Source organism: Methylibium sp. (assembly GCF_965279545.1).
Lineage (GTDB): Bacteria > Pseudomonadota > Gammaproteobacteria > Burkholderiales > Burkholderiaceae_C > Methylibium.
On record NZ_OZ257250.1, the window covers coordinates 4022916 to 4049006 of the forward strand.

The 26091-nt window shown below is 69.2% G+C and carries 26 protein-coding genes and 4 tRNA genes; 26 read left to right on the forward strand and 4 right to left on the reverse strand.

From position 1 onward, the window contains the following. Positions 1-34: 34 nt before the first annotated feature. From ACQY9S_RS18815 to ACQY9S_RS18840, 6 genes are read left to right on the forward strand one after another with little or no spacing between them, the layout of a single operon-like run. Positions 35-589 (forward strand): MSMEG_0567/Sll0786 family nitrogen starvation N-acetyltransferase, encoded by a 555-nt coding sequence (locus ACQY9S_RS18815; protein ID WP_428421816.1) that lies wholly within the window; start codon positions 35-37, stop codon positions 587-589. 13 nt (positions 590-602) lie between these two features. Beyond that, on the forward strand, positions 603-1637 hold the full coding sequence (locus tag ACQY9S_RS18820; RefSeq protein WP_428421817.1) for a sll0787 family AIR synthase-like protein: 1035 nt from the start codon (positions 603-605) through the stop codon (positions 1635-1637). Next, positions 1630-2895: an MSMEG_0565 family glycosyltransferase gene (locus ACQY9S_RS18825; protein WP_428421819.1), complete on the forward strand. Its 1266-nt coding sequence runs from the start codon at positions 1630-1632 to the stop codon at positions 2893-2895. The genes ACQY9S_RS18820 and ACQY9S_RS18825 overlap by 8 nt, the downstream gene beginning before the upstream one ends. 26 nt (positions 2896-2921) lie before the next feature. Continuing rightward, entirely contained in the window at positions 2922-3206 is a 285-nt protein-coding gene (locus tag ACQY9S_RS18830; protein WP_428421821.1) for an MSMEG_0570 family nitrogen starvation response protein, read from the forward strand. A gap of 23 nt (positions 3207-3229) precedes the next feature. Further along, positions 3230-4516, forward strand: a complete 1287-nt coding sequence (locus tag ACQY9S_RS18835; protein ID WP_428421823.1) for an MSMEG_0569 family flavin-dependent oxidoreductase — start codon at positions 3230-3232, stop codon at positions 4514-4516. Then, positions 4513-5403: a Pnap_2097 family protein gene (locus tag ACQY9S_RS18840; protein ID WP_428421824.1), complete on the forward strand. Its 891-nt coding sequence runs from the start codon at positions 4513-4515 to the stop codon at positions 5401-5403. The genes ACQY9S_RS18835 and ACQY9S_RS18840 overlap by 4 nt, the downstream gene beginning before the upstream one ends. On the opposite strand, the gene mltA is transcribed toward ACQY9S_RS18840, so the two are convergent. Further along, positions 5393-6616 carry a murein transglycosylase A gene (gene mltA / locus ACQY9S_RS18845; protein WP_428421826.1) on the reverse strand — a complete coding sequence of 408 codons (1224 nt, stop codon included), beginning with the start codon at positions 6614-6616 and terminating at the stop codon, positions 5393-5395. The genes ACQY9S_RS18840 and mltA overlap by 11 nt on opposite strands. On the opposite strand from mltA, the gene ACQY9S_RS18850 reads away from it, so the two are divergent. After that, the gene (locus ACQY9S_RS18850; RefSeq protein WP_428421828.1) at positions 6564-6728 is read left to right on the forward strand and encodes a hypothetical protein; all 165 of its coding nucleotides are present in this window, start codon (positions 6564-6566) and stop codon (positions 6726-6728) included. The genes mltA and ACQY9S_RS18850 overlap by 53 nt on opposite strands. 3 nt (positions 6729-6731) lie before the next feature. Here the strand turns inward: ACQY9S_RS18850 and ACQY9S_RS18855 are convergent, their stop codons facing one another. Together ACQY9S_RS18855 and apaG are read right to left on the reverse strand one after the other, a co-directional pair. After that, positions 6732-8729 (reverse strand): site-specific recombinase, encoded by a 1998-nt coding sequence (locus tag ACQY9S_RS18855; RefSeq protein WP_428425820.1) that lies wholly within the window; start codon positions 8727-8729, stop codon positions 6732-6734. 101 nt (positions 8730-8830) lie between these two features. Then, complete coding sequence (gene apaG / locus ACQY9S_RS18860; RefSeq protein ID WP_428421829.1) at positions 8831-9205, reverse strand: Co2+/Mg2+ efflux protein ApaG; 375 nt, start codon at positions 9203-9205, stop codon at positions 8831-8833. Positions 9206-9265: 60 nt separating this feature from the next. On the opposite strand from apaG, the gene rpe reads away from it, so the two are divergent. Continuing rightward, a complete protein-coding gene (gene rpe / locus ACQY9S_RS18865) occupies positions 9266-9943 on the forward strand; it encodes a ribulose-phosphate 3-epimerase (protein ID WP_428425822.1) in 678 nt (225 codons plus the stop codon). Between the two features lie 28 nt (positions 9944-9971). Here rpe and ACQY9S_RS18870 read toward each other — a convergent pair whose 3' ends face one another. Beyond that, positions 9972-10286, reverse strand: coding sequence for a hypothetical protein (locus tag ACQY9S_RS18870; RefSeq protein WP_428421831.1), 315 nt, complete (start codon positions 10284-10286; stop codon positions 9972-9974). Between the two features lie 284 nt (positions 10287-10570). On the opposite strand from ACQY9S_RS18870, the gene gph reads away from it, so the two are divergent. The 18 genes from gph to rpoB all read left to right on the forward strand — a co-directional run bounded on the left by gph (position 10571) and on the right by rpoB (position 26091). Then, positions 10571-11254 carry a phosphoglycolate phosphatase gene (gene gph, locus ACQY9S_RS18875; protein ID WP_428421832.1) on the forward strand — a complete coding sequence of 228 codons (684 nt, stop codon included), beginning with the start codon at positions 10571-10573 and terminating at the stop codon, positions 11252-11254. 193 nt (positions 11255-11447) lie between these two features. Beyond that, a complete protein-coding gene (trpE, locus tag ACQY9S_RS18880; protein WP_428421834.1) occupies positions 11448-12923 on the forward strand; it encodes an anthranilate synthase component I in 1476 nt (491 codons plus the stop codon). A gap of 2 nt (positions 12924-12925) precedes the next feature. Beyond that, positions 12926-13495 carry an anthranilate synthase component II gene (locus tag ACQY9S_RS18885; RefSeq protein ID WP_428421835.1) on the forward strand — a complete coding sequence of 190 codons (570 nt, stop codon included), beginning with the start codon at positions 12926-12928 and terminating at the stop codon, positions 13493-13495. Beyond that, positions 13496-14533, forward strand: a complete 1038-nt coding sequence (gene trpD, locus ACQY9S_RS18890) for an anthranilate phosphoribosyltransferase (RefSeq protein WP_428421837.1) — start codon at positions 13496-13498, stop codon at positions 14531-14533. It begins immediately after the preceding gene. After that, positions 14530-15333: an indole-3-glycerol phosphate synthase TrpC gene (trpC, locus tag ACQY9S_RS18895; protein WP_428421839.1), complete on the forward strand. Its 804-nt coding sequence runs from the start codon at positions 14530-14532 to the stop codon at positions 15331-15333. The genes trpD and trpC overlap by 4 nt, the downstream gene beginning before the upstream one ends. Positions 15334-15370: 37 nt before the next feature. Then, entirely contained in the window at positions 15371-16081 is a 711-nt protein-coding gene (locus ACQY9S_RS18900) for a uracil-DNA glycosylase (protein WP_428421840.1), read from the forward strand. 59 nt (positions 16082-16140) lie between these two features. Beyond that, positions 16141-16226, forward strand: a tRNA-Tyr gene (locus tag ACQY9S_RS18905). Positions 16227-16322: 96 nt separating this feature from the next. Beyond that, positions 16323-16396, forward strand: a tRNA-Gly gene (locus tag ACQY9S_RS18910). A gap of 108 nt (positions 16397-16504) precedes the next feature. Then, positions 16505-16579 (forward strand) — tRNA-Thr (locus tag ACQY9S_RS18915). A 52-nt stretch (positions 16580-16631) separates the two neighbouring features. Then, the gene (gene tuf, locus ACQY9S_RS18920) at positions 16632-17822 is read left to right on the forward strand and encodes an elongation factor Tu (RefSeq protein WP_428421841.1); all 1191 of its coding nucleotides are present in this window, start codon (positions 16632-16634) and stop codon (positions 17820-17822) included. A gap of 19 nt (positions 17823-17841) precedes the next feature. After that, positions 17842-17917, forward strand: a tRNA-Trp gene (locus ACQY9S_RS18925). A gap of 157 nt (positions 17918-18074) precedes the next feature. Continuing rightward, positions 18075-18455: a preprotein translocase subunit SecE gene (secE, locus tag ACQY9S_RS18930; RefSeq protein ID WP_428421842.1), complete on the forward strand. Its 381-nt coding sequence runs from the start codon at positions 18075-18077 to the stop codon at positions 18453-18455. Positions 18456-18472: 17 nt separating this feature from the next. Next, positions 18473-19051, forward strand: coding sequence for a transcription termination/antitermination protein NusG (nusG, locus tag ACQY9S_RS18935; protein WP_428421844.1), 579 nt, complete (start codon positions 18473-18475; stop codon positions 19049-19051). A gap of 172 nt (positions 19052-19223) precedes the next feature. Next, positions 19224-19655, forward strand: a complete 432-nt coding sequence (gene rplK, locus ACQY9S_RS18940; protein ID WP_428421846.1) for a 50S ribosomal protein L11 — start codon at positions 19224-19226, stop codon at positions 19653-19655. Between the two features lies 1 nt (position 19656). Further along, the gene (rplA, locus tag ACQY9S_RS18945; RefSeq protein WP_428421847.1) at positions 19657-20364 is read left to right on the forward strand and encodes a 50S ribosomal protein L1; all 708 of its coding nucleotides are present in this window, start codon (positions 19657-19659) and stop codon (positions 20362-20364) included. A 302-nt stretch (positions 20365-20666) separates the two neighbouring features. After that, a complete protein-coding gene (gene rplJ, locus ACQY9S_RS18950; protein WP_428421849.1) occupies positions 20667-21197 on the forward strand; it encodes a 50S ribosomal protein L10 in 531 nt (176 codons plus the stop codon). A 42-nt stretch (positions 21198-21239) separates the two neighbouring features. Then, entirely contained in the window at positions 21240-21617 is a 378-nt protein-coding gene (gene rplL / locus ACQY9S_RS18955; protein WP_428421851.1) for a 50S ribosomal protein L7/L12, read from the forward strand. Between the two features lie 346 nt (positions 21618-21963). Then, positions 21964-26091 (forward strand): DNA-directed RNA polymerase subunit beta, encoded by a 4128-nt coding sequence (rpoB, locus tag ACQY9S_RS18960; RefSeq protein ID WP_428421853.1) that lies wholly within the window; start codon positions 21964-21966, stop codon positions 26089-26091.

Genomic DNA, 26091 nt, shown 5'->3' on the forward strand with positions numbered 1-26091 from the left:
GGGTGAGGGTGTCGCCCCCACCACGACCGCGCTGATGTGCGACCTGCCCACCGCCTTCACCCCCTGCGAGTTCCGCGTCAAGTGGGCCGACGGCGCCTGGGAGATCAACGAGGCGCGGCGCCTGCGCCGCCTGGTGTTCTGCATCGAGCAGGGCCTGTTCGGCGGCGGCGACGACATCGATGCGATCGATGCGCATGCGCAGCCGCTGGTGGCGCTGTCCTGCGTCGGCGGCATGAGCGACCGGGTGGTCGGCACGGTGCGCATCCACCCCGGCCTGAACGACGGCGACGACGGCCTGTGGTGGGGCTCGCGCCTCGCGGTGCACCCGGCCTTCCGCAGCCACGGCCGGCTCGGCGCGACGCTGATCCGGCTGGCGGTGAGCAGCGCGCACGCGCGTGGCGCGCGGCTCTTCCTGGCGCACGTGCAGGCGCAGAACCGCCCGCTGTTCGAGCGGCTGCATTGGCAGTGGCTGAAGGACGAGACGCTGCATGGCCGCCCGCACTGCCTGATGCAGGCCGACCTGTCTCACTACCCGCCCTGCCACGATCCGCTGACCGGCTACGTGACGCAGAGCCGGGCCCGCGCCTGACGAGGACGCCGGCGTGGAAGAAGCATCGGAAGGGCTGGGCCAGGACGGGCTCGACGGGCTCGCCTCGGCGCTGCTGCGCGGGCGCGGCTTTGCGCACAAGCGCGACATCAGCGACGTGGTGTCGGCGCTGGCGGCCGCGCTGCCCGGCGGCACCGCGGCGCTGGGCCAGGCGGTGGGCGTCGGCGACGACTGCGCGGCGATTCCCGACGGCGACGGCGGCTACCTGCTGTTCGCGATCGAGGGCTTCGTCGACGACTTCGTGCAGCGCATGCCCTGGTTCGCCGGCTATTGCGGCGTGATGGTGAACCTCAGCGACATCTGCGCGATGGGCGGCCGGCCGATCGCCGTGGTCGACGCGCTGTGGAGCCGCGGCATGGCGCCGGGCCGGCAGGTGCTCGAGGGCCTGGCGGCCGCCTCGCAGCGCTACGGCGTCCCGATCGTCGGCGGTCACAGCAACAACCAGGCGGCCGGCGGCCAGCTCGCCGTGGCGATCCTGGGCCGCGCGAAGACGCTGCTGACGAGCTTCAACGCCCGCGCCGGCGACACGCTGATGATGGCGATCGACCTGCGCGGCGCCTACCAGGAACCCAATCCCTACTGGGACGCGTCGACCGGCGCGCCGGCCGAGCGCCTGCGCGCCGACATCGAGCTGTTGCCGGCGCTGGCCGAGAGCGGCCTGTGCGACGCGGCCAAGGACATCAGCATGGCCGGCGCCGTGGGCACGGCGCTGATGCTGCTGGAGTGCTCGCGGGTCGGCGGCGTGATTGACGTGCAGGCGATCCCGCGCCCGCCCGGCGTGCCGTTGCTGCGCTGGCTGCAGTCCTTCCCGAGCTTCGGTTTCGTGTTCAGCGTGCGGCCGGCGCAGGCGTCCGCGGTGGCGCGGCATTTCGAGTCGCAGGGCATCGCCTGTGCCGCGGTCGGCGAGGTCACCGCGAACCCGCAGCTGCATCTGCGCGACGGCGAAGCGAGCGCGCTGTTGTGGGACCTGGCGGTGCAGCCCTTCATCGGCGCGCGGCCCGCCGCGCCGCGGGAGCCGGCCCATGTCTAGCCGCCGCCTGCGCATCGGCCTGCTGACCCATTCGGTGCACCCGCGCGGCGGGGTGGTCCACACGCTGGAGCTGGCCGATGCGCTGCACGAGGCCGGCCACGACGTGACGGTGATGGCGCCGGCGCTGCCCGGGCAGGCGCTGTTCCGCACGCCGCGCTGCGCGGTCGAACTGGTGCCGGTGGCGCCGGCGCCGGCCGACCTGGCGAGCATGGCCGCGTCGCGCCGCGATGCCTACATCGACCATCTCGCGCCGCGGCTGAAGCCGCGCGGCTACGACGTGCTGCACGCGCAGGACGGCATCGGCGGCAATGCGCTGGCGACGCTGCAGGAGCGCGGGCTGATCGACGGCTTCGTGCGCACCGTGCACCACCTCGACCACTTCGACGACGCGCGCGTGATGGCCTGGCAGCAGCGCGCCTTCCTGCGCGCGCGCCAGGTGCTGTGCGTCAGCCAGACCTGGTGCGACATCCTGCAGCGCGAGCACGGCGTCGCGGCGGCGCTGGTGCACAACGGCGTCGACCTGCGGCGCTATGGCCGCCAGCCCGGCGCTGCCGATGCGCGCGTCCGGCGCCGCTACGGGCTGCGCGCCGGCGCCGCCCACGGCGCGCCGGTCTATCTGGCGGTGGGCGGCATCGAAGCGCGCAAGAACACGGTGCGCGTGCTGCAGGCCTTCGCGGCTCTGCGTGCGCGGCAACCACAGGCGCAGCTGGTCATCGCCGGCGGTGCCAGCCTGCTCGACCATGGCCGCTGCGCGCGCGAGTTCACCGAGGCGCTGGCCGCCAGCGGCCTGCGCGTCGGGCCGGGGGCCGACGTGGTGATCACCGGCACCGTGGCCGACGACGAGATGCCGGCGCTGTTCCGCGCCGCCGACGTGCTGGTGATGGCCTCGCTGCGCGAAGGCTTCGGCCTGGTGGTGCTGGAGGCGCTGGCCTGCGGCACGCCGGTCGTGGTGTCGCGCCAGGCACCGTTCACCGAATACCTGCCGGCGGACGAACAGCACGGCGAGGCCTGCTGGGCCGACCCGCTGAACCCGCCGTCGATCGCCGACGCGATGGCGCGCGCCTGCGAACCGGGGCGTGCCGAGGCGCTGGCCCGGGCCGTGCCCGAGGTCTGCCGGCGCTACAGCTGGACGGCCAGCGCCAGACGCCACGTCGCGCTGTACCGCGCGATGCAGGCGCTGGTCGGCCACGGCTTACCGCTCGCCGCGGCGGTGCCCACCGAACCGGCCGCGATGGACGCCGCCCCTGTCGTTTCCTGACCTCACGTTTCCTGGAGATTTGCCCCATGCCCGCGATGCATTTCCACCTGCGCTGGCCCGACCGCAGCGAGACGCGCTGCTACTCGCCGTCGCTGGTGATCAAGGACTACCTCGTCCCCGGCAGCACCTACCCGCTGCCGGACTTCCTGGCCCGCAGCCGCGAGGCGCTGCACATCGCTTCCGAGCGTGTGCGCGCCAAGTTCGGCTACGCCTGCTCGATGGCGATGGACCAGCTGGCGCAGATCGAGGCCACCGCCGAGCGCTTCGACGCGCAGGCCGAGGTGGAAGTGCTGCGCTTCGACGAAGCCTGATCCGAGCAAGAAGGACCTACGCCATGAACCCCACCGCAGAACACCACAGCGTCGCCATCGTCGGCGGCGGCCAGGCCGGCCTGTCGCTGAGCTATTACCTGAAGCAGCGCGGCATCGACCACGTCGTGCTCGAGAAGCGCTCGCCGCTGCACGCCTGGCGCACGCAGCGCTGGGACAGCTTCTGCCTCGTCACGCCCAACTGGCAATGCAAGCTGCCGGGCTGGGAGTACGCCGGGCCCGACCCGCACGGTTTCATGAAGAAGGACGAGATCATCGAGTACCTCGACGGCTTCGTGAAGCATGTGGACGCGCCGGTGCGCAGCGGCCTGACGGTGCAGCGCGCCGCGCCGCGCGCCGGCGGCGGTTTCGAGATCGCCACCTCGCAGGGCCACTACAGCGCCGACCAGGTGGTGGTGGCCTCGGGCGGCTACCACCAGCCCATCATCCCGCGGCTGGCCGAGCGGCTGCCGCGCGAGCTGCTGCAGATCCACTCCGAGCAGTACCGCAATGCGCAGGCCCTGCCGCCCGGCAAGGTGCTGGTGGTGGGCAACGGCCAGTCGGGGGCGCAGATCGCCGAGGACCTGCACCTCGCCGGCCGCGAGGTGGTGATGGCGACCGGCGACGCGCCGCGCTGCGCGCGCTTCTACCGCGGCAAGGACGTGGTGGACTGGCTGGCCGACATGGGCTACTACGACATGCCGGTGCACGAGCACCCGCTGCGCGAGGGCGTGCGCGACAACACCAACCACTACGTCACCGGCCGCGACGGCGGGCGCGACATCGACCTGCGCAAGTTCGCCAGCGAGGGCATGGAGCTCTACGGGCTGCTGACCGGCCTGGAGGGCGACACGCTGCACTTCAACCCCGACCTGCGCGCCAACCTCGACCACGCCGACCGCATCTACAACGGCATCAACGCCGCGATCGACAAGCACATCGAGAAGGCCGGCCTCGCCGCGCCGCCGCCGTCGGCCTACCGGCCGGTGTGGGAGCCGGCGGCCGAGCGCACGCGGCTGTCGCTGCGCGAGTCCGGCATCGGCGCGGTCATCTGGTGCATCGGCTTCTCGCCCGACTTCAGCTGGCTCGACGCGCCGGTGTTCAACGGTCGCGGGCAGCCCGGCCACGTGCGCGGCGTGACCGCGCTGCCGGGGCTCTACTTCATCGGCCTGCCCTGGCTGCACACCTGGGGCTCGGGCCGCTTCTCGGGCGTGGCGCGCGACGCGCTCTACCTGGCCGAGCAGATCGAGGCGCGCTCGCCGGTCGCGGCGGCGATCGCTGCACGCGAGATGGCCGAGCCCTTGCTGTCGTGACGACGACCGCGCCGCAGCGCGCGCTGCAGTCCGGGCGCTTCGTCGCTGGCATGCCGCAGCTGTGCCCGACGGGCCTGTCGGAGAACTGGCTGCTGAAGGAATGCGGCCATCAGCACTGGCTCGCGCTGGCCCGGCGGCAGGGCCGCGAGCGGCCCGACTTCCGCGACGCTGCGGGCAACAAGGCCTACGCGGCGTTCACCACCGTGCGCATCCGCCATGCGCGGCTGGACCGGGTGGCAGAGAACGACAGCCTGCGCGTCGTCTCGCGCTGCCTGCCGGTCGGGCGCTCGCAGCATTTCGGCTTGCACGAACTGCGGGGGCGCGGCGGCAGGCATGCGCGGGTCGAGATGCTGTCGACCTTCGTGCGGCGCGAGCGCGCCGGCGACAACCGCAGCGTGGTCCGCGCCGCGCTGGCGCCGGGCGCCGAGGCCGAGACCGACGACGACCAGGCCGCGCTGGCCGCCTGCGCCCTGCAGCTGGCCGAGCGGGGCCGGGCCCTGCGCAGCGGGCAATGGCAACCGGGCTTCGGCCTGGAGGCGCAGCGCGGCGCGGCGCTGCGCGAGTTCCGGTTCACGCCCTGCCCGCACAACGACTTCAACGGCGCCGATCTGCTGTACTTCGCGAGCTTCCAGGCCATCGTCGACCGGGCCGAATGGGCGTGGTTCGGCACGGCGGCGCTGCCGGTGCTGGCGGAGCGCGAACTGGCGTTCTACGGCAACGTCAATGTCGGCGAATCGCTGACGGTGCTGCTGCGCGGCGTGCAGGAGTCGCGCGACGAGCTGTCGCACTGGTGCGAAGTGCGCCGTGCCGGCGACGGCGCCCGCCTGGCCGACGTGCTGACGCGCAAGCGGCGTGCACCGGTCGCCGACGGCGGCCTCAGCGCGTGACGGGCCACAGCACCCACATCCGCAGTGGCTGCTTCATGCGGCCGGCGCGGTCCTCGGCGCCTTCGGCCCAGCCCCAGTAGTAGTCGGCGCGCACGGCACCGCTGATGGCGCTGCCGGTGTCCTGTGCGAGCACCAGCCGCTGCAGGGGCCGCGGCGGCGGCGGGGTGGGGCTCCAGGGCTGCGGCTCGGTGGTGTCCAGCCACACCGGCGTGCCGTAGGGCACGGCGCGCGGATCGACAGCGATCGAGCGGCCCGGCGTCAGCGGCACGCCCTGGGCGCCGACCGCGCCGATGGTCGGGTCGGGCAGCGGCTCCTCGCGGAAGAACACATAGCGCGGGTTCGCGGCCAGCATCTCGGGCACCCGGCCCGGGTTGGCGCGCGCCCATGCCTTGATCGCCGGCCACGAGGCCTGCTCCAGCGTGAACGCGCCGCGTTCGACCAGCCAGCGGCCGACCGATTGGTAGGGCTGGTCGTTGTGGCCGCCGTAGGCCAGGCGCACGGTCTGCTTGCGGCCGTCGGCCTCGGTGATCGCGAGGCGGCCGGAGCCCTGCACCTGCAGCAGCAGCGCGTCCAGCGGGTCGGCGACCCAGGCGATCTCGCGGCCCTTGAGCGCCGCGCGTGCCGCGGGCAGGGTCTCGATCTCGCTGCGGGTGTACCAGGGCTTGCGCTGCGCCAGCCCGGGCGGCGCGGCGTAGAGCGGCACGCCGTGGGTCCTGCTGCGCTGGCGCGAGGCGGCAACCAGCGGCTCGAAGTAGCCGGTCGCCAGGCCTTCGGCGCTGCCGTCGAGTGCAGTGACGCGGTAGGGCTGCAGCGTGCGCTGCAGCCAGGCGCGCACGCGGGCATCGTCCGGCGCTTGCAGCGCACGAGCGCTGGCGCACGCCGCGGCCCAGCCCGCGGCGGGCTTGCCGCAGCCGGCCAGCAGCGCGGGCCAGGCGCGCGCCGTGGCGTCGGCTTCCCAGCCGGGCAGGTCGCTCCAGGGCACGGGCTGCCAGCGGGCGCTCTCGCGCACGATGGAAGGGCCGGCGGGACCCGCAGGGGCTCCCGGCCCCGACCTCGCCGGGGCCGGGAGCGGGCCGGGCGGCATGGGCGTGCTGCAGGCGGCGAGGACGCCTACCATCCCGACCAACAGCCACCGTGGCGCCAGGATCTTCTTCACGAACATGGGACTCCTTCTGCTGGAGGCATTGGCCGCATTGGCCTGCCTGGTCTTCATCGTCTGGTGGACGATGTTCTCGGGCCGCCGCGGCGGCGAGCGCGCCGCACGTGCGCCGGACGACGCGTCGCAGCACGCGCCCGGTGACCCACCCGTTCCACCACCGGCCTGACGATCACGCAGCATCCGGCGCGCCGCCGGCGCGCGCTGCGCTGCGCGGTGGCAGCAGGAAGCTGAGGAAGCGCGTGCGCAGGCGTTGCCGCAGCGCCGCGTAGATGCGCGAGCGGTCGGCGACGCGGATGCCACGCGAGCGCATCGCCACCTTGAAGGCCAGCCAGAAGCTCACGCCGAGGTTCAGCGCACCGGTCAGCGGGATCGCCGCGACGCACCACCAGAACGCCGGCTCCCGCAGCGCCTGCATCCCGAGCGCGCCGAGCGCCGCAGCGAGCTGCCCGGTCGACAGCGTCACGTGCCGCACGTCCAGCGGCAGCGCGAAGAAGGTCGCGAGCACCGGCACGATGCCCAGCATCAGGCCGAGCGAGACGTTGGCCACCAGGCCCGAGATGTGGGCGCGCCACCAGCGCGACCAGCGCTCGGCGCGCGGCGCGCCCAGGCGCGCCAGGATGCGCGGGTTCCAGCGGATCGCGCTGTCGAGCTGGTGCAGCACGAACCAGTTCTCGGCCCAGCCGCCGAACAGGCTGGAGGCGAACAGCAGCACGCCGGTGAAGGCCGCGTAGAACGGCGTCGGCCCGAGCAGCGTGAGGCTGTGCAGCACATGGGCCGCATCGACCGGGCCGACCAGCGGCGCGCCGAAGGCCTGCTTCGCCAGCCACTGCACGCCCAGCACCACCGGCGCGACCATCGCCAGGTTGCCGACGATGCCGGCGGTCTGCGAGCGGATCAGGTGCGCGACCTCGTCGACGAAGTCCTCGACCGCCGCATCGTTGCCGACGTCGCCGAGCTTCGCGGCCATGGCCGGCGCGGTCATCGCCGGCTGCTTGGTGGCCACGGTCCAGTGCAGCAGGTAGATCAGCACGAAGCTCGCCGCGTAGTTGAGGCCGGCGCCGAAGCCGGCCCAGAACGCCGACAGCCCGAGCGCGAGCACGAAGAACTTCATGAAGGTGGTGCCGGCCAGCACCGCGCCGCCACCCAGCGCCTTGCGCAGCATCGCCCACCATTCGCCGCGGGTGCGGGTGATGTAGTGCTCGCCGGTCTCGGCGCTGCGCTCGGCCACCTTGCGCGCCAGCATCGAGTACTGGCGCGCGAACAGCGCGCGGACGCTGCTGCGCTCGCACGACACGCGCGCCAGGCCGGCGAGCAGGTGCACGATCTCGCGCTCGCGCGAGCCGGCCGGTGCCAGCGCACAGGCGAGCAGCGCCTCGATGCGCACGGTGCGGGCGCGCAACTGGTCGACCTGGAACACCAGGTCGACCGACACGCCGTGCTCTTCGAGGTGGCCGCTCACGCTGGCGGCGGCGCGCCGGCAGGCGTCGAGCAGCGCGCGCAGGTACTGCGACTCGCGCAGCAGTGCGGCATCGTCGCCGGTCTCGGCCGCGTCGCACAGCCGCTCGGCCGCACGCAGCAGCTGGCGAAAGGGCTTGTCGACCAGCAGCTCGGCGCTCATGCGCTGGCGCACCGCGCCGGTGGCGCCGGTGGCGCCGACCTGCGAGGCCAGGATCAGCAGCGCGTCGAAGAACGGCGCCCGCCAGCCGAGCGGCGGCTCGGCCACGGGCCGGGCCTCGGAGAACAGCGCGGCGATGCGCGCCAGCGTGGCGTCGTCGATCGCGGCCAGCCATTCGGCGTCGCGCGCTTCGCTGAACAGCAGCCCGAACAGCTTGGCCAGGTCGTCGGTGGCCGGCGTGGCCGGCAGGAAGCGCGAGCGCAGCCGGTCGCCGAACTCGCTGAACACCGCGACGCGCTGGGCGAAGCCGAAGTCGGCCAGCAGCGCGGCGGTGTCGATCTCGCTGCGAAAGGCACGCAGCAGGCCGACCACATTGGCGCGGTGCTCGGGGTGGCGTTCGAGCACGTTGAGCAGGTGCCTGAGGCGCCGCAGCGGCAGCAAGCTGCCTTCCGGGCTGGCCTCGGCGCCGTCGCCCGCCAACTCTTCGCGCGCGCGTGCGGCGTGACGCAGCCACTCGAGCAGCCGCACCAGCCACAGATGGCGCTCTGGCATCGAGGCACGCGGGTCGGCGGCGTTGAGCAGCGCGGTGAGGTCCCAGCCGCGCCGGCCGGAGAACCTGCGCCACCAGCCGGGCTTGTCCAAGCGCGGTGGGCTCAATGCAGCGCCGAGTGCTGCGACAGCTCGAACGCCGGGATCACGGCTTCGAAGGCCTGCGCCTCGGCACTCATGCAGAAATAGCTGCCCCGCATCTGCCCGCGCGGCGCGGCGATGCGGGCCCAGCTCTGGTACTCGAACTGCTCGCCCGGCTGCAGCAGCGGCTGGTGGCCGACGACGCCCAGTCCGCGCACCTCCTGGGTCGCGCCGCTGGCGTCGGTGATCAGCCAGTGGCGGCCGATCAGCTGCGCGGCGATGTCGCCGCTGTTGACGATGGTCACCGAGTAGGAGAAGGCGTAGGCCTGCTGCTCGGGGGCCGATTGCTCGGGCAGGTAGCGCGCGATGACGCTGACGGTGAACTCGGGGCGTGCCATGCACTGGATTCTAGGGACGCTGCCTAGAATCCCGGCCATGTCCGCTGCATGTCCTTCGCCATGACCTACCGCATCGCCCCCAGCCTGCTCTCGGCCGACTTCGCGCGCCTGGGCGAGGAGGTGAAGAGCGTCGTCGCCGCCGGCGCCGACTGGATCCATTTCGACGTGATGGACAATCACTACGTGCCCAACCTGACCTTCGGGCCGATGGTCTGCGAAGCGCTGCGCCAGCACGCGGTCACCGCGGCCGGCGCGCGCGTGCCGATCGACGTGCACCTGATGGTGCAGCCGGTCGACGCGCTGGCGCAGGCCTTCGCGAAGGCCGGCGCCGACCTCGTCAGTTTCCATCCCGACGCCAGCACCCACGTGGACCGGACGCTGCAGCTGATCAAGAATGCCGGTTGCCAGGCCGGGCTGGTGTTCAACCCGGCGGCCTCGCTCGACGTGCTGGAGTGGGTGCTCGACAAGGTCGACTTGGTGCTGCTGATGAGCGTGAACCCCGGCTTCGGCGGCCAGAGCTTCATCCCGTCGACGCTGAAGAAGCTGGAGCGCGTGAGGAAGCTGATCGACGCCAGCGGGCGCGACATCCGCCTGGAAGTGGACGGCGGCATCAAGACCGACAACATCCGCGCCGCGGCCGATGCCGGTGCCGACACCTTCGTCGCGGGCAGCGCGATCTTCGGGCAGCCGGACTACAAGGCGGTGATCGACGCGATGCGCGTGCAGCTCGCGGCCTGACGCGGACTTGCGGCTGGCGCCGGCCGCCTCACGCGTCCGGCGTGTCGAGCAGGTCGCGGAACTTGGACCAGCCGTTGCGCAGCCAGTAGAGCGTGCAGCCGCTCAGGTTCTCGCCCGGTGCCCAGCTCGGCGGCTGGCGCGGCGCGGCCAGATCCTTCAGGTCGTCCCAGTACTCGCTGTGCACATGGCGTTCGAGGGCGAAGGCCACGAGCCGCTCACTGGCACGGTCGGTCAGCAGCCGGTTCTGGGCGTCATACGCAGCGGCCCGGCCGGACGCGGGTTCCAGCAGCACCAGGTAGGGCTTCTCGATCGGAGGGAATTGCAGGGCGGTTTCTGCGCTCATGACGGCACCACCATCGGAACTGAATGATTTCGAGATCCAATGTGCCGCGTTCCGGGCGGTTACTCATGCTGGAGAAGACCCTGTAGGACAGCGGGCAGGTTGCTCCATGTTGCGCTGCAATGAAACACTCCCGGGCGCGGTGGCCGGTGCCGCCGCGCAGGAGCGCCGCTGCAGGCACCGCCGAGGTGCATGCCGGACCGGACGGGTCGGCGGTGCCGAATGCCCGCCCGAGCCACCGGACCCGCACAATGGCCGCTTGTCTTCACCCGTGCGGGACCTGTCTCTTGCCGCCTTTGCGAACCGGGCCGGATGGCCTCCAAGCCGCGATCATCGATCTCGACGGCACCCTGGTCGACACGCTCGGCGACTTCGTCGTCGCGCTGAATCGCACGCTGGCCGACCTGGCGCTGCCGGCGGTCGACCGCGCTTTCGTGGAGCGTACCGTCGGCAAGGGCTCGGAGCATCTGATCGCCCGCACGCTGGCCCACGTGGGCGGTGCCGTTGCGCGGTACGAACACGCCTGGGGCCGCTACCAGCACCACTACGCCGCGGTCAACGGCGAGCATGCCGCGGTCTTTCCCGGTGCCGCCGAGGGCCTGCGGCGCCTGGCCGACGCGGGCCTGCGCCTGGCTTGCCTGACGAACAAGCCGCAGGCCTTCGCGCAGGCGCTGCTCGAGCGCAAGGGCCTGGCGCGGTATTTCGCCTTCGTGTTCGGTGGCGACGCCTTCGAGCGCAAGAAGCCCGATCCGCTGCCGCTGATCCGGACCTGTGCGGCGCTCGGCACGGTGCCGGGGCGCACGCTGATGGTCGGTGATTCGATCAACGATGCGCAGGCGGCGCGCGCGGCCGGCTGCCCGGTGGTGCTGGTGACCTATGGCTACAACCACGGCGAGCCGGTGGGTGATGCGGACGCGGACGGCTACGTCGACCGGATCGACGCCCTGATGCCGGCGCCTGACGCCTGCTAGACTCGAATCATGTTCATGTCGCGCAAGCACATCACGGGGTCTCACGACCGGGGAGCCTGGCCCTGGCGTCGCCGGGCCAGCTGACCCGCGACGCTGCACCTGGCCGGCCTCACGCCGGTCCTCGCAGCCACCCGATGTCTTGTTTGCGCGGCCGCCCGCTCCCGGGTGGGCCTGGGCCACGGAGGGCCCCGACGTGATCACCGAACTCGAATTCAAGAGCCTGGCCGAGCAGGGCCACAACCGCATTCCGCTGATCGGCGAGGCGCTCGCCGACCTGGAAACCCCGCTGTCGCTGTACCTGAAGCTGGCCGGTGGCCGGCCCTTGAGCTTCCTGCTCGAGTCGGTGGTGGGTGGCGAGCGCTTCGGGCGCTACTCCTTCATCGGCCTGCCGGCGCGCACGCTGCTGCGCGCCACCGGCCAGCACTGCGAGGTGGTGACCGACGGCCGGGTGGTCGAGACGCACCACGGCAACCCGCTGGACTTCATCGAGGCCTACCAGCGCCGCTTCAAGGTCGCGCTGCGGCCTGGCCTCCCGCGCTTCTGCGGCGGCTTGGCCGGCTACTTCGGTTACGAGGCGGTGCGCTTCATGGAGCCCAAGCTGGCCGGTGCCCGGCGCGAGGGCGGCATCGGCACGCCCGACATCCTGCTGCTGCAATGCGAGGAGCTGGCGGTCATTGACAACCTCTCGGGCCGGCTCTACCTGATCGTCTATGCCGACCCGTCGCAGCCCGAGGCCTATTTCCGCGGCAAGAAGCGGCTGGCCGAGCTGAACGACCAGCTGCGCTACAGCGTCACCGCCCCGGCCGTGAAACGCGGCGCCTCGCACGCGGTGGAGCGCGAGTTCGCGCGGGCCGACTACGAGGCCGCGGTGTTGCGCTGCAAGGAATACATCGCCGCGGGCGACTGCATGCAGATCGTGTTCGGCCAGCGGCTGCGCAAGCGCTACACCGAGAGTCCGCTGTCGCTGTACCGCGCGCTGCGCTCGATGAACCCCTCGCCCTACATGTACTTCTACGACATGGGTGACTTCCAGATCGTCGGCGCCTCGCCGGAGATCCTGGTGCGTCACGAGCAGGTGCCCGAAGGCCAGAAGCTCACGATCCGCCCGCTGGCCGGCACGCGTCCGCGCGGCGCCACGCCGGAGCGCGATCGCGAGGTCGAGGCCGAGCTGCTGGCCGATCCGAAGGAGCGCGCCGAGCACCTGATGCTGATCGACCTGGCGCGCAACGACATCGGCCGCATCGCACAGACCGGCACGGTGAAGGTGACCGAGGCCTTCGCGGTCGAGCGTTACTCGCACGTGATGCACATCGTCAGCAACGTCGAGGGCCTGCTGAAGCCGGGCACGACCAACATGGACGTGCTGCGCGCCACCTTCCCCGCCGGCACGCTGAGCGGCGCGCCGAAGATCCGCGCGATGGAGATCATCGACGAGCTCGAGCCGGTGCAGCGCGGCATCTACGGCGGCGCCTGCGGCTACCTCAGCTTCGCGGGCGACATGGACGTGGCGATCGCGATCCGCACCGGCATCGTCAAGGACAAGGTGCTCTATGTGCAGGCCGCGGCGGGCATCGTGGCCGACTCGGTGCCGGAGCTGGAGTGGAAGGAAACCGAGGCGAAGGCCCGAGCGGTGCTGCGGGCGGCGGAACTCGTGGAAGAAGGGTTCTGATCATGTTGCTGATGATTGACAACTACGATTCCTTCACCTTCAACCTGGTGCAGTACTTCGCCGAGCTCGGCGAGGAGGTCAAGGTGTTCCGCAACGACGAGATCACGCTCGCCGGGATCGAGGCGCTGCGCCCCGAGCGGCTGGTGCTGTCGCCGGGGCCGTGCTCGCCGGCCGAGGCCGGCATCTGCGTCGACGCGATCCGCCATTTCGCCGGCAAGCTGCCGATCCTCGGCGTGTGCCTGGGGCATCAGGCGATCGGCGCGGCGCTGGGCGGGCGCATCGTGCGCGCGCAGGTGCAGATGCACGGCAAGGCGAGCGAGATCGCGACCGACCGGCATGGCGTGTTCACGAACCTGCCCGAGCGCTTCAACGTCATCCGCTACCACTCGCTGGCGATCGAGCGCGAGACGCTGCCGGCTGAGCTGGCGGTCAGCGCGACCACCGCCGACGGCGAGATCATGGGCGTGCGCCACCGCACGCTGCCGATCGAAGGGGTGCAGTTCCACCCCGAGTCGATCCTGACCGAGCATGGCCATGCGATGCTGAAGAATTTCCTGGACGGAGCGCGCTGAATGATTTCCGACACCGCCGCCCTGCAACGGACGATCGAGCACCGCGAGATCTTCCACGACGAGATGCTGCACCTGATGCGGCGCATCATGACTGGCGAGATGTCGCCGGTGATGATCGCGGCCCTCGCGGTCGGCCTGCGCGTCAAGAAGGAAACCATCGGCGAGATCGCCGCCGCGGCCACCGTGATGCGCGAGTTCGCGACCCCGGTGCAGGTGGCCGACACCGCGAACCTGGTCGACCTGTGCGGCACCGGCGGCGATGCCGCGCACACCTTCAACATCTCGACCACGGCGATGTTCGTCGCTGCGGCGGCCGGCGCGCGCGTCGCCAAGCACGGCGGGCGCAGCGTCTCGTCGACCTCGGGCAGCGCCGACGTGCTGGAGGCGCTGGGCGCGAGCATCGACCTCACGCCGGCGCAGGTGGCCGACTGCCTGGCCGCGACCGGCATCGGCTTCATGTTCGCGCCCAACCACCACCCGGCGATGAAGCACGCCGGCCCGGTGCGCAAGGAGCTCGGCGTGCGCACGATCTTCAACATCCTCGGGCCGCTGACCAACCCGGCCGGCGCGCCGAACCAACTGATGGGCGTGTTCCACCCCGACCTGGTCGGCATCCAGGTGCGCGTGCTGCAGCGCCTGGGCTCGCGCCACGTGCTGGTGGTCTACGGCATGAACGGCATGGACGAGATCTCGCTGTCGGGCGAGACGCTGATCGGCGAGCTGAAGGACGGCGAGGTGCGCGAGTACACCGTGCACCCCAGCGACTTCGGCCTGCCGGTCTACGACACCCGCGTGCTGAAGGTCGCGAGCAAGGACGAGTCGGTCGGCTGCATCCGCCGCGCGCTGGCCAACGAGGACGGCCCGGTGCGCGACATCGTGCTGCTCAATGCCGGCGCGGCGCTGTATGCGGCCGATGTCGCGAACTCGGTGGCCGACGGTGTGCTGAGGGCACGCGAGGCGGTGGCCTCGGGTGCCGCCGCGAAGACGCTGGAGCTCTTCGTCGCGACGACGCGCCGGCTCAAGGGGGCGGTGGCGTGAGCGGCGGCGACATCCTGGAGAAGATCGTCGCGGTCAAGCGCGAGGAGATCGCGGCCGCGAAGGGCCGGCGCTCGCTGGCGTCGCTGCGCGCCGATGCCGAGTCCGCCGAACGACGGGCGGACTTGCGCGACTTCGCCGGCGGCCTGCGAGGCCGGATCGCGGCGGGCCGGGCCGCGGTGATCGCCGAGGTCAAGAAGGCCAGCCCGAGCAAGGGCGTGCTGCGCGAGCACTTCGTGCCGGCCGAGATCGCCGCGAGCTACGCGCAGCACGGCGCCGCCTGCCTGTCGGTGCTGACCGACGAGCGCTTCTTCCAGGGGGCCGCCGCCTGCCTGCAGCAGGCCCGGGCCGCCTGCCCGCTGCCGGTGCTGCGCAAGGACTTCATGGTCGACGAGTACCAGGTGTTCGAGGCGCGCGCGATGGGCGCCGACTGCATCCTGTTGATCGCCGCCTGCCTGGCCGACGGGCAGATGGCCGACCTGGAAGCCATGGCGCAGTCGCTCGGCATGGCGGTGCTGGTCGAGGTGCACGACGGCGCCGAGCTCGATCGCGCCTTGTGCCTGAAGACGCCGCTGGTCGGCATCAACAACCGCAACCTGCGGACCTTCGAGGTCACGCTCGACACCACGCTGGGTTTGCTGCCGCGGGTGCCGCCCGAGCGGCTGCTGGTCACCGAGAGCGGCATCCTCGCGCCGGCCGACGTGCTGCGCATGCGCGACGCGAACGTCCACGCCTTCCTGGTCGGCGAGGCCTTCATGCGCGCACCCGATCCGGGCGCCGCGCTGGCCGCGCTGTTCGGCTGAGGCGCGCTTGCCGGCACCGAATGCCGGGCACCTTGCGGTGCCGCTGGCCTGTGCCTTCGATGCGGTCAGCGGCGCGTGGCGGCCTGTCACCGAAGCTTTTCGCTGCAGCCCGGCCGGCCACGCGCTGATCGAGCGAGTCGACGCGCGGGTGCGCGCGGGCGTGCCCGTCTATCCGCCCGAGCCGCTGCGGGCGCTGGCGCTGACGCCGCTGGAGGCGGTGCGCGCCGTCATCCTCGGCCAGGATCCCTACCACGGACCGGGCCAGGCCGAGGGCCTGGCGTTCTCGGTGCCGGCCGGGGTCAGGCCGCCGCCGAGTCTGGGCAATCTCTTCAAGGAATTGCAGCGCGACCTCGGCCAGCCGCCACCGGCCTCCGGCAGCCTGGTGCCGTGGGCGCGGCGCGGCGTGCTGCTGCTCAACACCTGCCTGACGGTCGAAGAGGGGATGCCCGCCAGTCATGCGAAATTCGGGTGGGAAGTGCTTACTGACAGGCTGATTTCCGCAGTGGCGACCCAGCCCTTGCCGGTGGCCTTCCTGCTCTGGGGGGCGCACGCGCAGGCCAAAGCCGGCCTGATCGCGGCGGCGGGCGGGCCGCATCGCCTCTGGAGGGCCAACCATCCGTCGCCGCTGTCGGCCCGTCGCCCACCGGTGCCGTTCATCGGCTGCGGGCATTTCTCAGCGGCGGCGGATTTTCTGGCCGCCGCCGGACGGCCGGTCGACTGGTCGCTGGGGGCGGATTCCCGGGCCTGATCGGCAGTGGGGCAAGCTTGTAGGCCTCGGCCAGCGTGATATAGTCGCGGGCTCGTCCCGGAGGGGTGCCCGAGTGGCTAAAGGGGGCAGACTGTAAATCTGTTGGCTTACGCCTACGCTGGTTCGAATCCAGCCTCCTCCACCAGGGCGACTGTCGAGAAGTTGTGTGTGCCGTGGCTCGCAGGGGCCGCAAACCGAGTGAGTGATGCTGGCTGCGCCGGTCAGGGCGGCGACTCCCAGGGCGGGAGTAGTTCAATGGTAGAACCCTAGCCTTCCAAGCTAATGACGCGGGTTCGATTCCCGTCTCCCGCTCCAGTTGGTGTTCATGGGTTTGCGGGCCTTCGGGCGGTGGTGGTTGGTTCGGTGGGTCGATAGTGATGTGTGCCCGAGGCTCGGTCGAGCCGGGTGCAGACCAGTATCGATGCCCATGTGGCTCAGTGGTAGAGCACTCCCTTGGTAAGGGAGAGGTCGCGCGTTCGATCCGCGCCATGGGCACCACCTTCGCAGGCACTCTCAAGCAACTGTCACCAGCGACCTTCAGGAGATCGAGATGGCGAAAAGCAAATTTGAGCGGACCAAGCCGCACGTGAACGTTGGGACGATTGGTCACGTGGACCATGGGAAGACGACGCTGACGGCGGCGATCACGACCGTGCTGAGCAAGCTGTTCGGTGGGGAGGCGAAGGCGTACGACCAGATCGACGCGGCGCCGGAGGAGAAGGCGCGCGGCATCACCATCAACACCGCGCACGTCGAATACGAGACCAAGAACCGGCACTACGCGCACGTTGACTGCCCCGGGCACGCCGACTACGTCAAGAACATGATCACCGGAGCCGCCCAGATGGACGGCGCCATCCTGGTGTGCTCGGCGGCCGACGGCCCGATGCCGCAAACGCGCGAGCACATCCTGCTGGCGCGCCAGGTCGGCGTACCCTACATCATCGTCTTCCTGAACAAGTGCGACATGGTGGACGACGCCGAGCTCCTCGAGCTGGTGGAGATGGAAGTGCGTGAGCTGCTCGACAAGTACGACTTCCCCGGCGACACCACCCCCATCATCCACGGGTCGGCCAAGCTCGCCATGGAAGGCGACAAGGGCGAACTCGGCGAGCAGGCCATCCTCAAGCTCGCTGACGCGCTGGACAGCTACATCCCCACGCCCGAGCGAGCCGTTGACGGCGCCTTCCTGATGCCCGTCGAAGACGTGTTCAGCATCTCCGGGCGCGGCACCGTCGTGACCGGGCGCGTCGAGCGCGGCATCGTCAAAGTTGGCGAAGAAATCGAAATCGTCGGCATCAGCGCCACCCAGAAGACCACCTGCACCGGCGTGGAGATGTTCCGCAAGCTGCTCGACCAGGGCCAGGCGGGCGACAACGTGGGCATTTTGCTGCGCGGCACCAAGCGCGAAGACGTGCAGCGCGGCCAGGTGCTGTGCAAGCCCGGGTCGGTCAAGCCGCACACCCACTTCACGGCCGAAATCTACGTGCTGAGCAAGGAAGAGGGCGGGCGCCACACGCCGTTCTTCAACAACTACCGCCCGCAGTTCTACTTCCGCACGACGGACGTGACCGGCGCGGTGGAGTTGCCCAAGGACAAGGAGATGGTGATGCCGGGCGACAACGTCAGCATCACCGTCAAGCTGATCAACCCGATCGCCATGGAAGAAGGCCTGCGCTTCGCCATCCGTGAGGGCGGTCGCACCGTCGGCGCAGGCGTCGTCGCGAAAATTCTCGAGTGATTGTTTCAAGGGTTTGCGTAGGGGTATAGCTCAATTGGCAGAGCGTCGGTCTCCAAAACCGAAGGTTGGGGGTTCGATTCCCTCTGCCCCTGCCACGCACCACCCGTCGGAGTTCAACAGGCACTGATCGAATCGAGCGCAACCACCGGCGCAGCGGCCCGCAGGGAGTCAATCGACCCCGCGGGCCTTGCTGCTGAAAGGCCCGCGGCACGAAAAGGCCTCGGCCGCAGTCGCGATCGAACAAGAAGCAAGATGAACAACCCAACCGTCGAAACCGTTTCCACCGGCGCTGACAAGGCCAAGCTCGCCGTTGCTGGCCTGCTCGTCGTCGGCGCGGTCGCTGCGTTCTACTTGCTCGGCAAGCAGGACTTGTGGCTGCGCGTGGTCGCCTTGCTGTTGCTGGCGGCGGCGGGCGTCGCCGTGTTCTTCACGGCCGAGCCGGGCAAGGCGCTGGCAGGCTTCGGGCGCGACTCGGTGCGCGAATTGCGCAAGGTCGTGTGGCCGAGCCGCAAGGAAGCGATGCAGATGACGGGTTACGTGTTCGCCTTCGTGTTCGTGATGGCGCTCTTTCTGTGGCTCACCGACAAGACCCTGGAGTGGGCCTTGTACGACTTGATCCTGGGTTGGCGCTGAGAGGCGCGAGGTTGAACATGAGCGAAGTCCAGACCCCGGCAACCACCGATGCGGCGCCCGCGAATCCGCTGCGCTGGTACGTTGTGCACGCCTATTCCGGCATGGAGAAGGCGGTGGAACGCAACCTGCGCGAGCGCATCGATCGCGCCGCCATGCAGTCGAAGTTCGGCCGCATTCTCGTTCCCACCGAAGAGGTGGTCGAGATGAAGAACGGCAAGAAGGCCGTCACCCAGCGCCGTTTTTTCCCTGGTTACGTGCTGGTCGAGATGCTGATGGACGACGAGTCCTGGCACCTGGTGAAGCACACCTCCAAGGTCACCGGTTTCGTCGGGGGCGCGAAGAACCGCCCGGCGCCGATCTCGGAAGCCGAGGTGATGAAGATCGTGCACCAGATGCAAGAAGGCATCGAGAAGCCGCGTCCCAAGGTCGAGTGGGAAGTCGGCGAACTGGTGCGTGTCAAGGAAGGCCCGTTCACCGACTTCAACGGCGCGATCGAGGAAGTCAACTACGACAAGTCCAAGGTGCGCGTCTCGGTCACGATCTTCGGCCGTTCGACACCGGTCGAACTGGACTTCCACGAGGTCGAGAAGGTTTGACGCGGTTCTGGATCAACAGCCCCGATGGCGGGGTGGTGCGTCGCAAGGCCTGCCGAACGCCATCCGTTGCTGCCGGTGACGTGACATCGGTGTGAGGAGCCCGGGTAACCAGCCCCTGGCGTTTGCACTCAACCCTCATCGCAGGCCGCGACGGGGGTCCTAGGAGAGATACATGGCCAAGAAGATTGTCGGCTTCATCAAGCTGCAGATTCCCGCGGGCAAGGCGAATCCATCGCCCCCGATCGGTCCCGCGCTGGGTCAGCGCGGTCTCAACATCATGGAGTTCTGCAAGGCGTTCAACGCGCAGACCCAGTCGATGGAGCCCGGCCTCGTGCTGCCGGTCGTGATCACGGCCTTCGCGGACAAGAGCTTCACCTTCCAGCTGAAGTCACCGCCCGCGACGGTGTTGATCAAGAAGGCCATCAAGCTCGACAAGGGCTCGGCCAAGCCGCACACCGACAAGGTCGGCAAGATCACCCGGGCCCAGCTCGAGGAAATCGCCAAGATGAAGACCAAGGACCTGACGGCGGCCGATCTGGACGCTGCGGTTCGCACCATTGCAGGCACGGCCCGTTCGATGGGCGTTACGGCGGAGGGCGTCTGACATGGCAAAGCTCAGCAAACGCCAAAAGGCCTTCGAGTCCAAGGTCGACAGCCTGAAGCTGTACCCGATCGACGACGCGTTCAAGATCGTGCGTGACTGCGCGACTGCGAAGTTCGACGAATCGATCGATGTCTCGGTGCAACTCGGCATCGACGCGAAGAAGTCAGACCAGGTCGTGCGTGGCGCCGTCGTGCTGCCCAACGGCACCGGCAAGACCAAACGCGTGGCCGTGTTCGCCCAGGGCGCCAAGGCCGAAGAGGCCAAGGCCGCTGGTGCCGATCTGGTCGGCATGGAAGACCTGGCCGAGCAGATCAAGGCCGGCGTCATGAACTTCGACGTCGTGATCGCTTCGCCGGACACGATGCGCGTCGTCGGAACGCTGGGGCAGATCCTCGGCCCGCGCGGCCTGATGCCGAACCCGAAGGTCGGCACCGTGACACCCGATGTGGCCACGGCGGTGAAGAATGCCAAGGCCGGTCAGGTGCAGTTCCGTGTCGACAAGGCCGGCATCATCCACACGACGCTGGGCCGTCGCTCGTTCGACGGCGACAAGCTCAAGGGCAACCTGCAGGCGCTGATCGAGGCACTGAACAAGGCCAAGCCGGCGACCAGCAAGGGCATCTACCTGCGCAAGGTGGCGGTGTCGTCGACCATGGGCGTGGGTGTGCGCGTCGATGTGGCGTCGATCAACGCCTCCGCGCAGGGCTGACATTGAACAAGGGCCTCGCGAGTGTCTGACGCGAGGTTCGGCTGAATTGGTGGGCCGTGTCGGTGAACCTCTCGGGGCGATCCGGCGCGGGCCGTCAAAGACCGTTGGTGCGGTGCGAGCCGCCTAATTGAGGAGCCGGTCGTGAGGCCGGTGACGAAGCCAACGCAGATGGCGATCCCGCTGAACGGGCAAGGCCGCCGATGACGAATCGCTTCGTGATCGGCGGGGTTCCTGGACAGAAGGTCGCTGACGTGGGTGCCGGGGGCTGCAAGGCTGCCGGTGCATAAGCAAAGGAGTGGACCTTGAGTCTGAATCGCAACGAGAAAGAAGCCGTCGTGGCGCAGGTGTCGGCCCAGGTGGCCAAGGCACAGACGCTGGCGCTGGCCGAGTACCGCGGACTCACGGTGGAACACTTGAACGCGCTGCGCAAGCAGGCGCGCGAGAAGGGCGTCTATCTTCACGTGCTGAAGAACACGCTCGCTCGCCGCGCCGTCGCCGGCACGCCGTTCGAAGTGGCCGCCGGGAGCATGGCCGGACCGCTGATCTACGGCTTCTCCGAAGACGCCGTGGCAGCAGCCAAAGTCATCGCGGACTTCGCCAAGACCAACGAAAAGCTGGTCGTCAAGGGCGGTGCCCTGAATGGCAAGGCACTGGATGCTGCCGGGGTCAAGGCCCTGGCGGCGGTGCCGAGCAGGGAGGTGCTGCTGACCCAGCTCGCCGGCCTGCTGCAGTCGCCGATCTCGCGCTTTGCGCGGGCACTGGTGGCCGTGGCCGACAAGAAGGGCGAAGGCGCCGCACCGACGGTGACCGCCGAGGCCGCACCGGCCGCCTGACGATCGCATCAACGCAAACCTATCTGTTTCGAGGAATCCAAAATGGCATTCGATAAAGACGCTTTCCTGACCGCACTGGACACCATCTCCGTGCTGGAACTCAATGACCTGGTCAAGGCCATCGAAGAGAAGTTCGGCGTGTCCGCCGCGGCCGTGGCCGCTCCGGCCGCCGGTGGTGGCGGCGCTGCCGCCGCTGCGGTGGAAGAGAAGACCGAGTTCAACGTGGTGTTGCTCGAGGCCGGTGCCAACAAGGTGTCGGTCATCAAGGCCGTGCGCGAACTGACGGGCCTGGGCCTGAAGGAAGCCAAGGATCTGGTCGACGGCGCTCCGAAGGCCGTCAAGGAAGCCATTGCCAAGGCCGATGCCGAGGCTGCCCTGAAGAAGCTGGTGGATGCTGGCGCCAAGGCCGAGATCAAGTAATTCGGTCCGCAGCGCGGGGCTGGGCGCCGATTCGGCTCCCAGCCTTTTGCGCTCCAGGGTTATCCCGCCGGATAGCCCTTCGCGGATCGCTGAAAGGCTCTCGAGTTGATAATCGAGGGTTTTCCAGCTGGGCTGTGAGCACTTGAAAGCCTCTCGCGGGGGTTTCCAAGTGTTCTCTGAAACGACTGCAGGGAACCGGTTTGGTCGGGCTGGGGTGCAATGCCCCGGTTGTCCGCCAGCGGCTGGTAGTGGCCAGCCACCAAGCAGCAGACGCAAGGTCTGCGTCGCCAGTCGCCGAAAGAGTATCGCCTAGGCCGGGCGGTGTTCATTCGACACGGAGTGATCAATGGCGCAAGCAACCCCCTACAGCTACACCGAGCGCAAGCGCATCCGGAAGAGTTTCGGAAAGCGCGAAAACGTCTTGGGCGTGCCCTATCTGCTGACGATGCAGAAGGATTCCTACGTCGCCTTCCTTCAGAAGGACGTGCCGCCCCAAAAGCGCAAACCGGAGGGCTTGCAAGCCGCCTTCCTCTCCGCCTTCCCGATCGTCTCGCACAACGGGTTCGTGGAGATGAAGTACATCGAGTTCAACATGGCCAAGCCCGCGTTCGACACGCGGGAATGCCAGCAGCGCGGCCTGACCTACGCCGCCGCGGTGCGCGCGAAGCTGCAGATGATCATCTATGACCGCGAAACCTCGACCTCGCAGTCGAAGGTGGTCAAGGAGATCAAGGAGCAGGAGGTCTACATGGGCGAAGTGCCCCTGATGACCGACTACGGCTCCTTCATCGTCAACGGCACCGAGCGCGTGATCGTGTCGCAGCTGCACCGCTCGCCGGGCGTGTTCTTCGAGCACGACAAGGGCAAGACCCACAGCTCGGGCAAGCTGCTGTTCAGCGCGCGCATCATTCCCTACCGCGGCTCGTGGCTGGACTTCGAGTTCGACCCGAAGGACATCCTGTACTTCCGCGTCGACCGCCGCCGCAAGATGCCGGTGACGATCCTGCTGAAGGCCATCGGCCTGAATCCGGAGCAGATCCTCGCGAACTTCTTCGTGTTCGACAACTTCCGCCTGATGGACTCGGGCGCGCAGATGGAGTTCGTGGCCGACCGGCTGCGCGGTGAAGTGGCGCGCTTCGACATCACCGACAAGTCGGGTGCCGTGATCGTCGAAAAAGACAAGCGCATCACGGCGCGTCACACGCGCGCGCTGGAGGCCTCGGGCACCACCTTCATCAGCGTGCCGGAAGACTTTCTCGTCGGCCGCGTGCTGGCGAAGAACATGGTCGACGCCGACACCGGCGAGATCATCGCCAAGGCCAATGAAGAGCTGACCGACGCGCTGCTGAAGAAGCTGCGCGTCGCGGGTATCAAGGACATCCAGTGCCTGTACACGAACGAGCTCGACATGGGCGCGTACATCTCGCAGACGCTGGCCAGCGACGAGACCGCCGACGAGCTGGCCGCCCGCGTGGCCATCTACCGCATGATGCGCCCCGGCGAGCCGCCGACCGAGGACGCGGTGCAGGCGCTGTTCAACCGCCTGTTCTACAGCGAGGACACCTACGACCTGTCGCGTGTCGGCCGCATGAAGTTCAACGCCCGTGTCGGGCGTGACACGGCCGAAGGCCGCATGGTGCTGGCCAACGACGACATCCTCGACGTGGTCAAGATCCTGGTCGAGCTGCGCAACGGCCGCGGCGAGGTCGACGACATCGACCACCTCGGCAACCGCCGCGTGCGCTGCGTCGGCGAACTGGCCGAGAACCAGTACCGCTCGGGCCTGGCGCGCATCGAGAAGGCCGTGAAGGAGCGTCTGGGCCAGGCCGAGACCGAGGCGCTGATGCCGCACGACCTGATCAACTCCAAGCCGATCTCCGCGGCGCTGAAGGAGTTCTTCGGGGCGAGCCAGCTGTCGCAGTTCATGGACCAGACCAACCCGCTGTCCGAGATCACGCACAAGCGGCGCGTCTCGGCCCTGGGCCCGGGCGGCCTGACCCGCGAGCGCGCCGGCTTCGAGGTGCGCGACGTGCACCCGACCCACTACGGCCGCGTCTGCCCGATCGAGACGCCGGAAGGCCCGAACATCGGCCTGATCAACTCGCTGGCGCTGTACGCGCAGCTGAACGAATACGGCTTCCTCGAGACGCCGTACCGCCGTGTGATCGACAGCAAGGTCACCGACCAGATCGACTACCTGTCGGCCATCGAGGAAGGCAAGTACGTCATCGCGCAGGCCAACGCCGGTCTCGACAAGGACGGCAAGCTGATCGACGAGCTGGTGTCGGCCCGCGAGAGCGGCGAGTCGGTGCTGACCTCGCCGGAGCGCATCCAGTACATGGATGTGGCGCCGACGCAGATCGTGTCGGTCGCGGCCTCGCTGGTGCCCTTCCTCGAGCACGACGATGCGAACCGCGCGCTGATGGGCGCGAACATGCAGCGCCAGGCGGTGCCGGTGCTGCGCCCCGAGAAGGCCTTCGTCGGCACCGGCGTCGAGCGCGTCTCGGCGGTCGACTCGGGCACGGTCGTCACCGCCAAGCGCGGCGGCGTGGTCGACTACATCGACACCAACCGCATCGTGATCCGCGTCAACGACGCGGAAACGGTGGCGGGCGAGGTCGGCGTCGACATCTACAACCTGATCAAGTACCAGCGCTCGAACCAGAACACCAACATCCACCAGCGCCCCATCGTCCAGCGCGGTGACCAGGTGGGCGCCGGCGACGTGATCGCCGACGGCGCATCGACCGACATCGGCGAACTGGCGCTCGGCCAGAACATGCTGGTCGCGTTCATGCCCTGGAACGGCTACAACTTCGAAGACTCGATCCTGATCTCCGAACGCGTGGTCGCCGAGGACCGCTACACCTCGATCCACATCGAGGAACTGGTGGTGATGGCGCGCGACACCAAGCTGGGCTCGGAGGAAATCACCCGCGACATCCCGAACCTGTCCGAGCAGCAGCTCGGCCGGCTCGACGAGTCGGGCATCGTCTACATCGGTGCCGAGGTGAACCCGGGCGACGTGCTGGTCGGCAAGGTCACGCCCAAGGGCGAGACCACGCTGACGCCGGAAGAGAAGCTGCTGCGCGCGATCTTCGGCGAGAAGGCCTCCGACGTGAAGGACACCTCGCTGCGCGTGGACCAGGGCACCAACGGCACCGTGATCGACGTGCAGGTGTTCACCCGCGAAGGCATCCAGCGCGACAAGCGCGCCCAGCAGATCATCGACGACGAGCTCAAGCGCTTCCGCCTGGACCTGAACGACCAGCTGCGCATCGTCGAGGCCGACGCCTTCGACCGGATCGAGAAGCTGCTGGCCGGCAAGACCGCGAACGGTGGCCCGAACAAGCTCCTCAAGGGCACCGTGATCGACAAGGCCTACCTGGGCAGCGTCGACAAGTACCACTGGTTCGACATCCGCCCGGCGGACGACGACATCGCCAACCAGCTCGAGTCGATCAAGAACTCGCTCGAGCAGACGCGCCACAGCTTCGACCTCGCCTTCGAGGAGAAGCGCAAGAAGCTCACGCAGGGCGACGAGCTGCCGGCGGGCGTGCTGAAGATGGTCAAGGTCTACCTGGCCGTCAAGCGCCGCCTGCAGCCGGGCGACAAGATGGCCGGCCGCCACGGCAACAAGGGCGTGGTCTCCAAGATCGTTCCGGTCGAGGACATGCCCTACATGGCCGACGGCACCCCCTGCGACATCGTGCTGAACCCGCTCGGCGTGCCTTCGCGGATGAACGTCGGGCAGGTGCTCGAGGTTCACCTCGGCTGGGCCGCCAAGGGCATCGGTCAGCGCATCGGCGACATGCTGCAGCACGAGGCGAAGATCGCCGAAGTGCGCAAGTTCCTCGATGAGTTGTACAACAAGTCGGGCGGCAAGACCGAGAGCCTGAGCGCACTCAGCGATGCCGAGATCACCGAGATGGCGACCAATCTCGCACAGGGCGTGCCGTTCGCGACGCCGGTGTTCGACGGCGCCGCCGAGGAAGAGATCCGCGCCATGATGCACCTGGCCTATCCGCCGGAGATCGCCGCGGTGAAGGGCTTGAACGCGACCCGCACGCAGGCGACGCTGCACGACGGACGCACCGGAGACGCCTTCGAGCGCCCGGTGACCGTAGGCTACATGCACGTGCTCAAGCTGCACCACCTGGTCGACGACAAGATGCACGCCCGCTCCACGGGACCGTACTCGCTCGTTACCCAGCAGCCGCTGGGCGGCAAGGCGCAGTTCGGTGGCCAGCGCTTCGGTGAGATGGAAGTCTGGGCCCTGGAAGCCTATGGCGCGAGCTACGTGCTGCAGGAAATGCTGACCGTGAAGTCGGATGACGTGAACGGCCGCACCAAGGTGTACGAAAGCATCGTCAAGGGCGAGCACGCGATCGAGGCCGGCATGCCGGAATCGTTCAACGTGCTGGTGAAGGAAATTCGTTCGCTCGGGATCGACATCGAGCTCGAGCGCAACTAA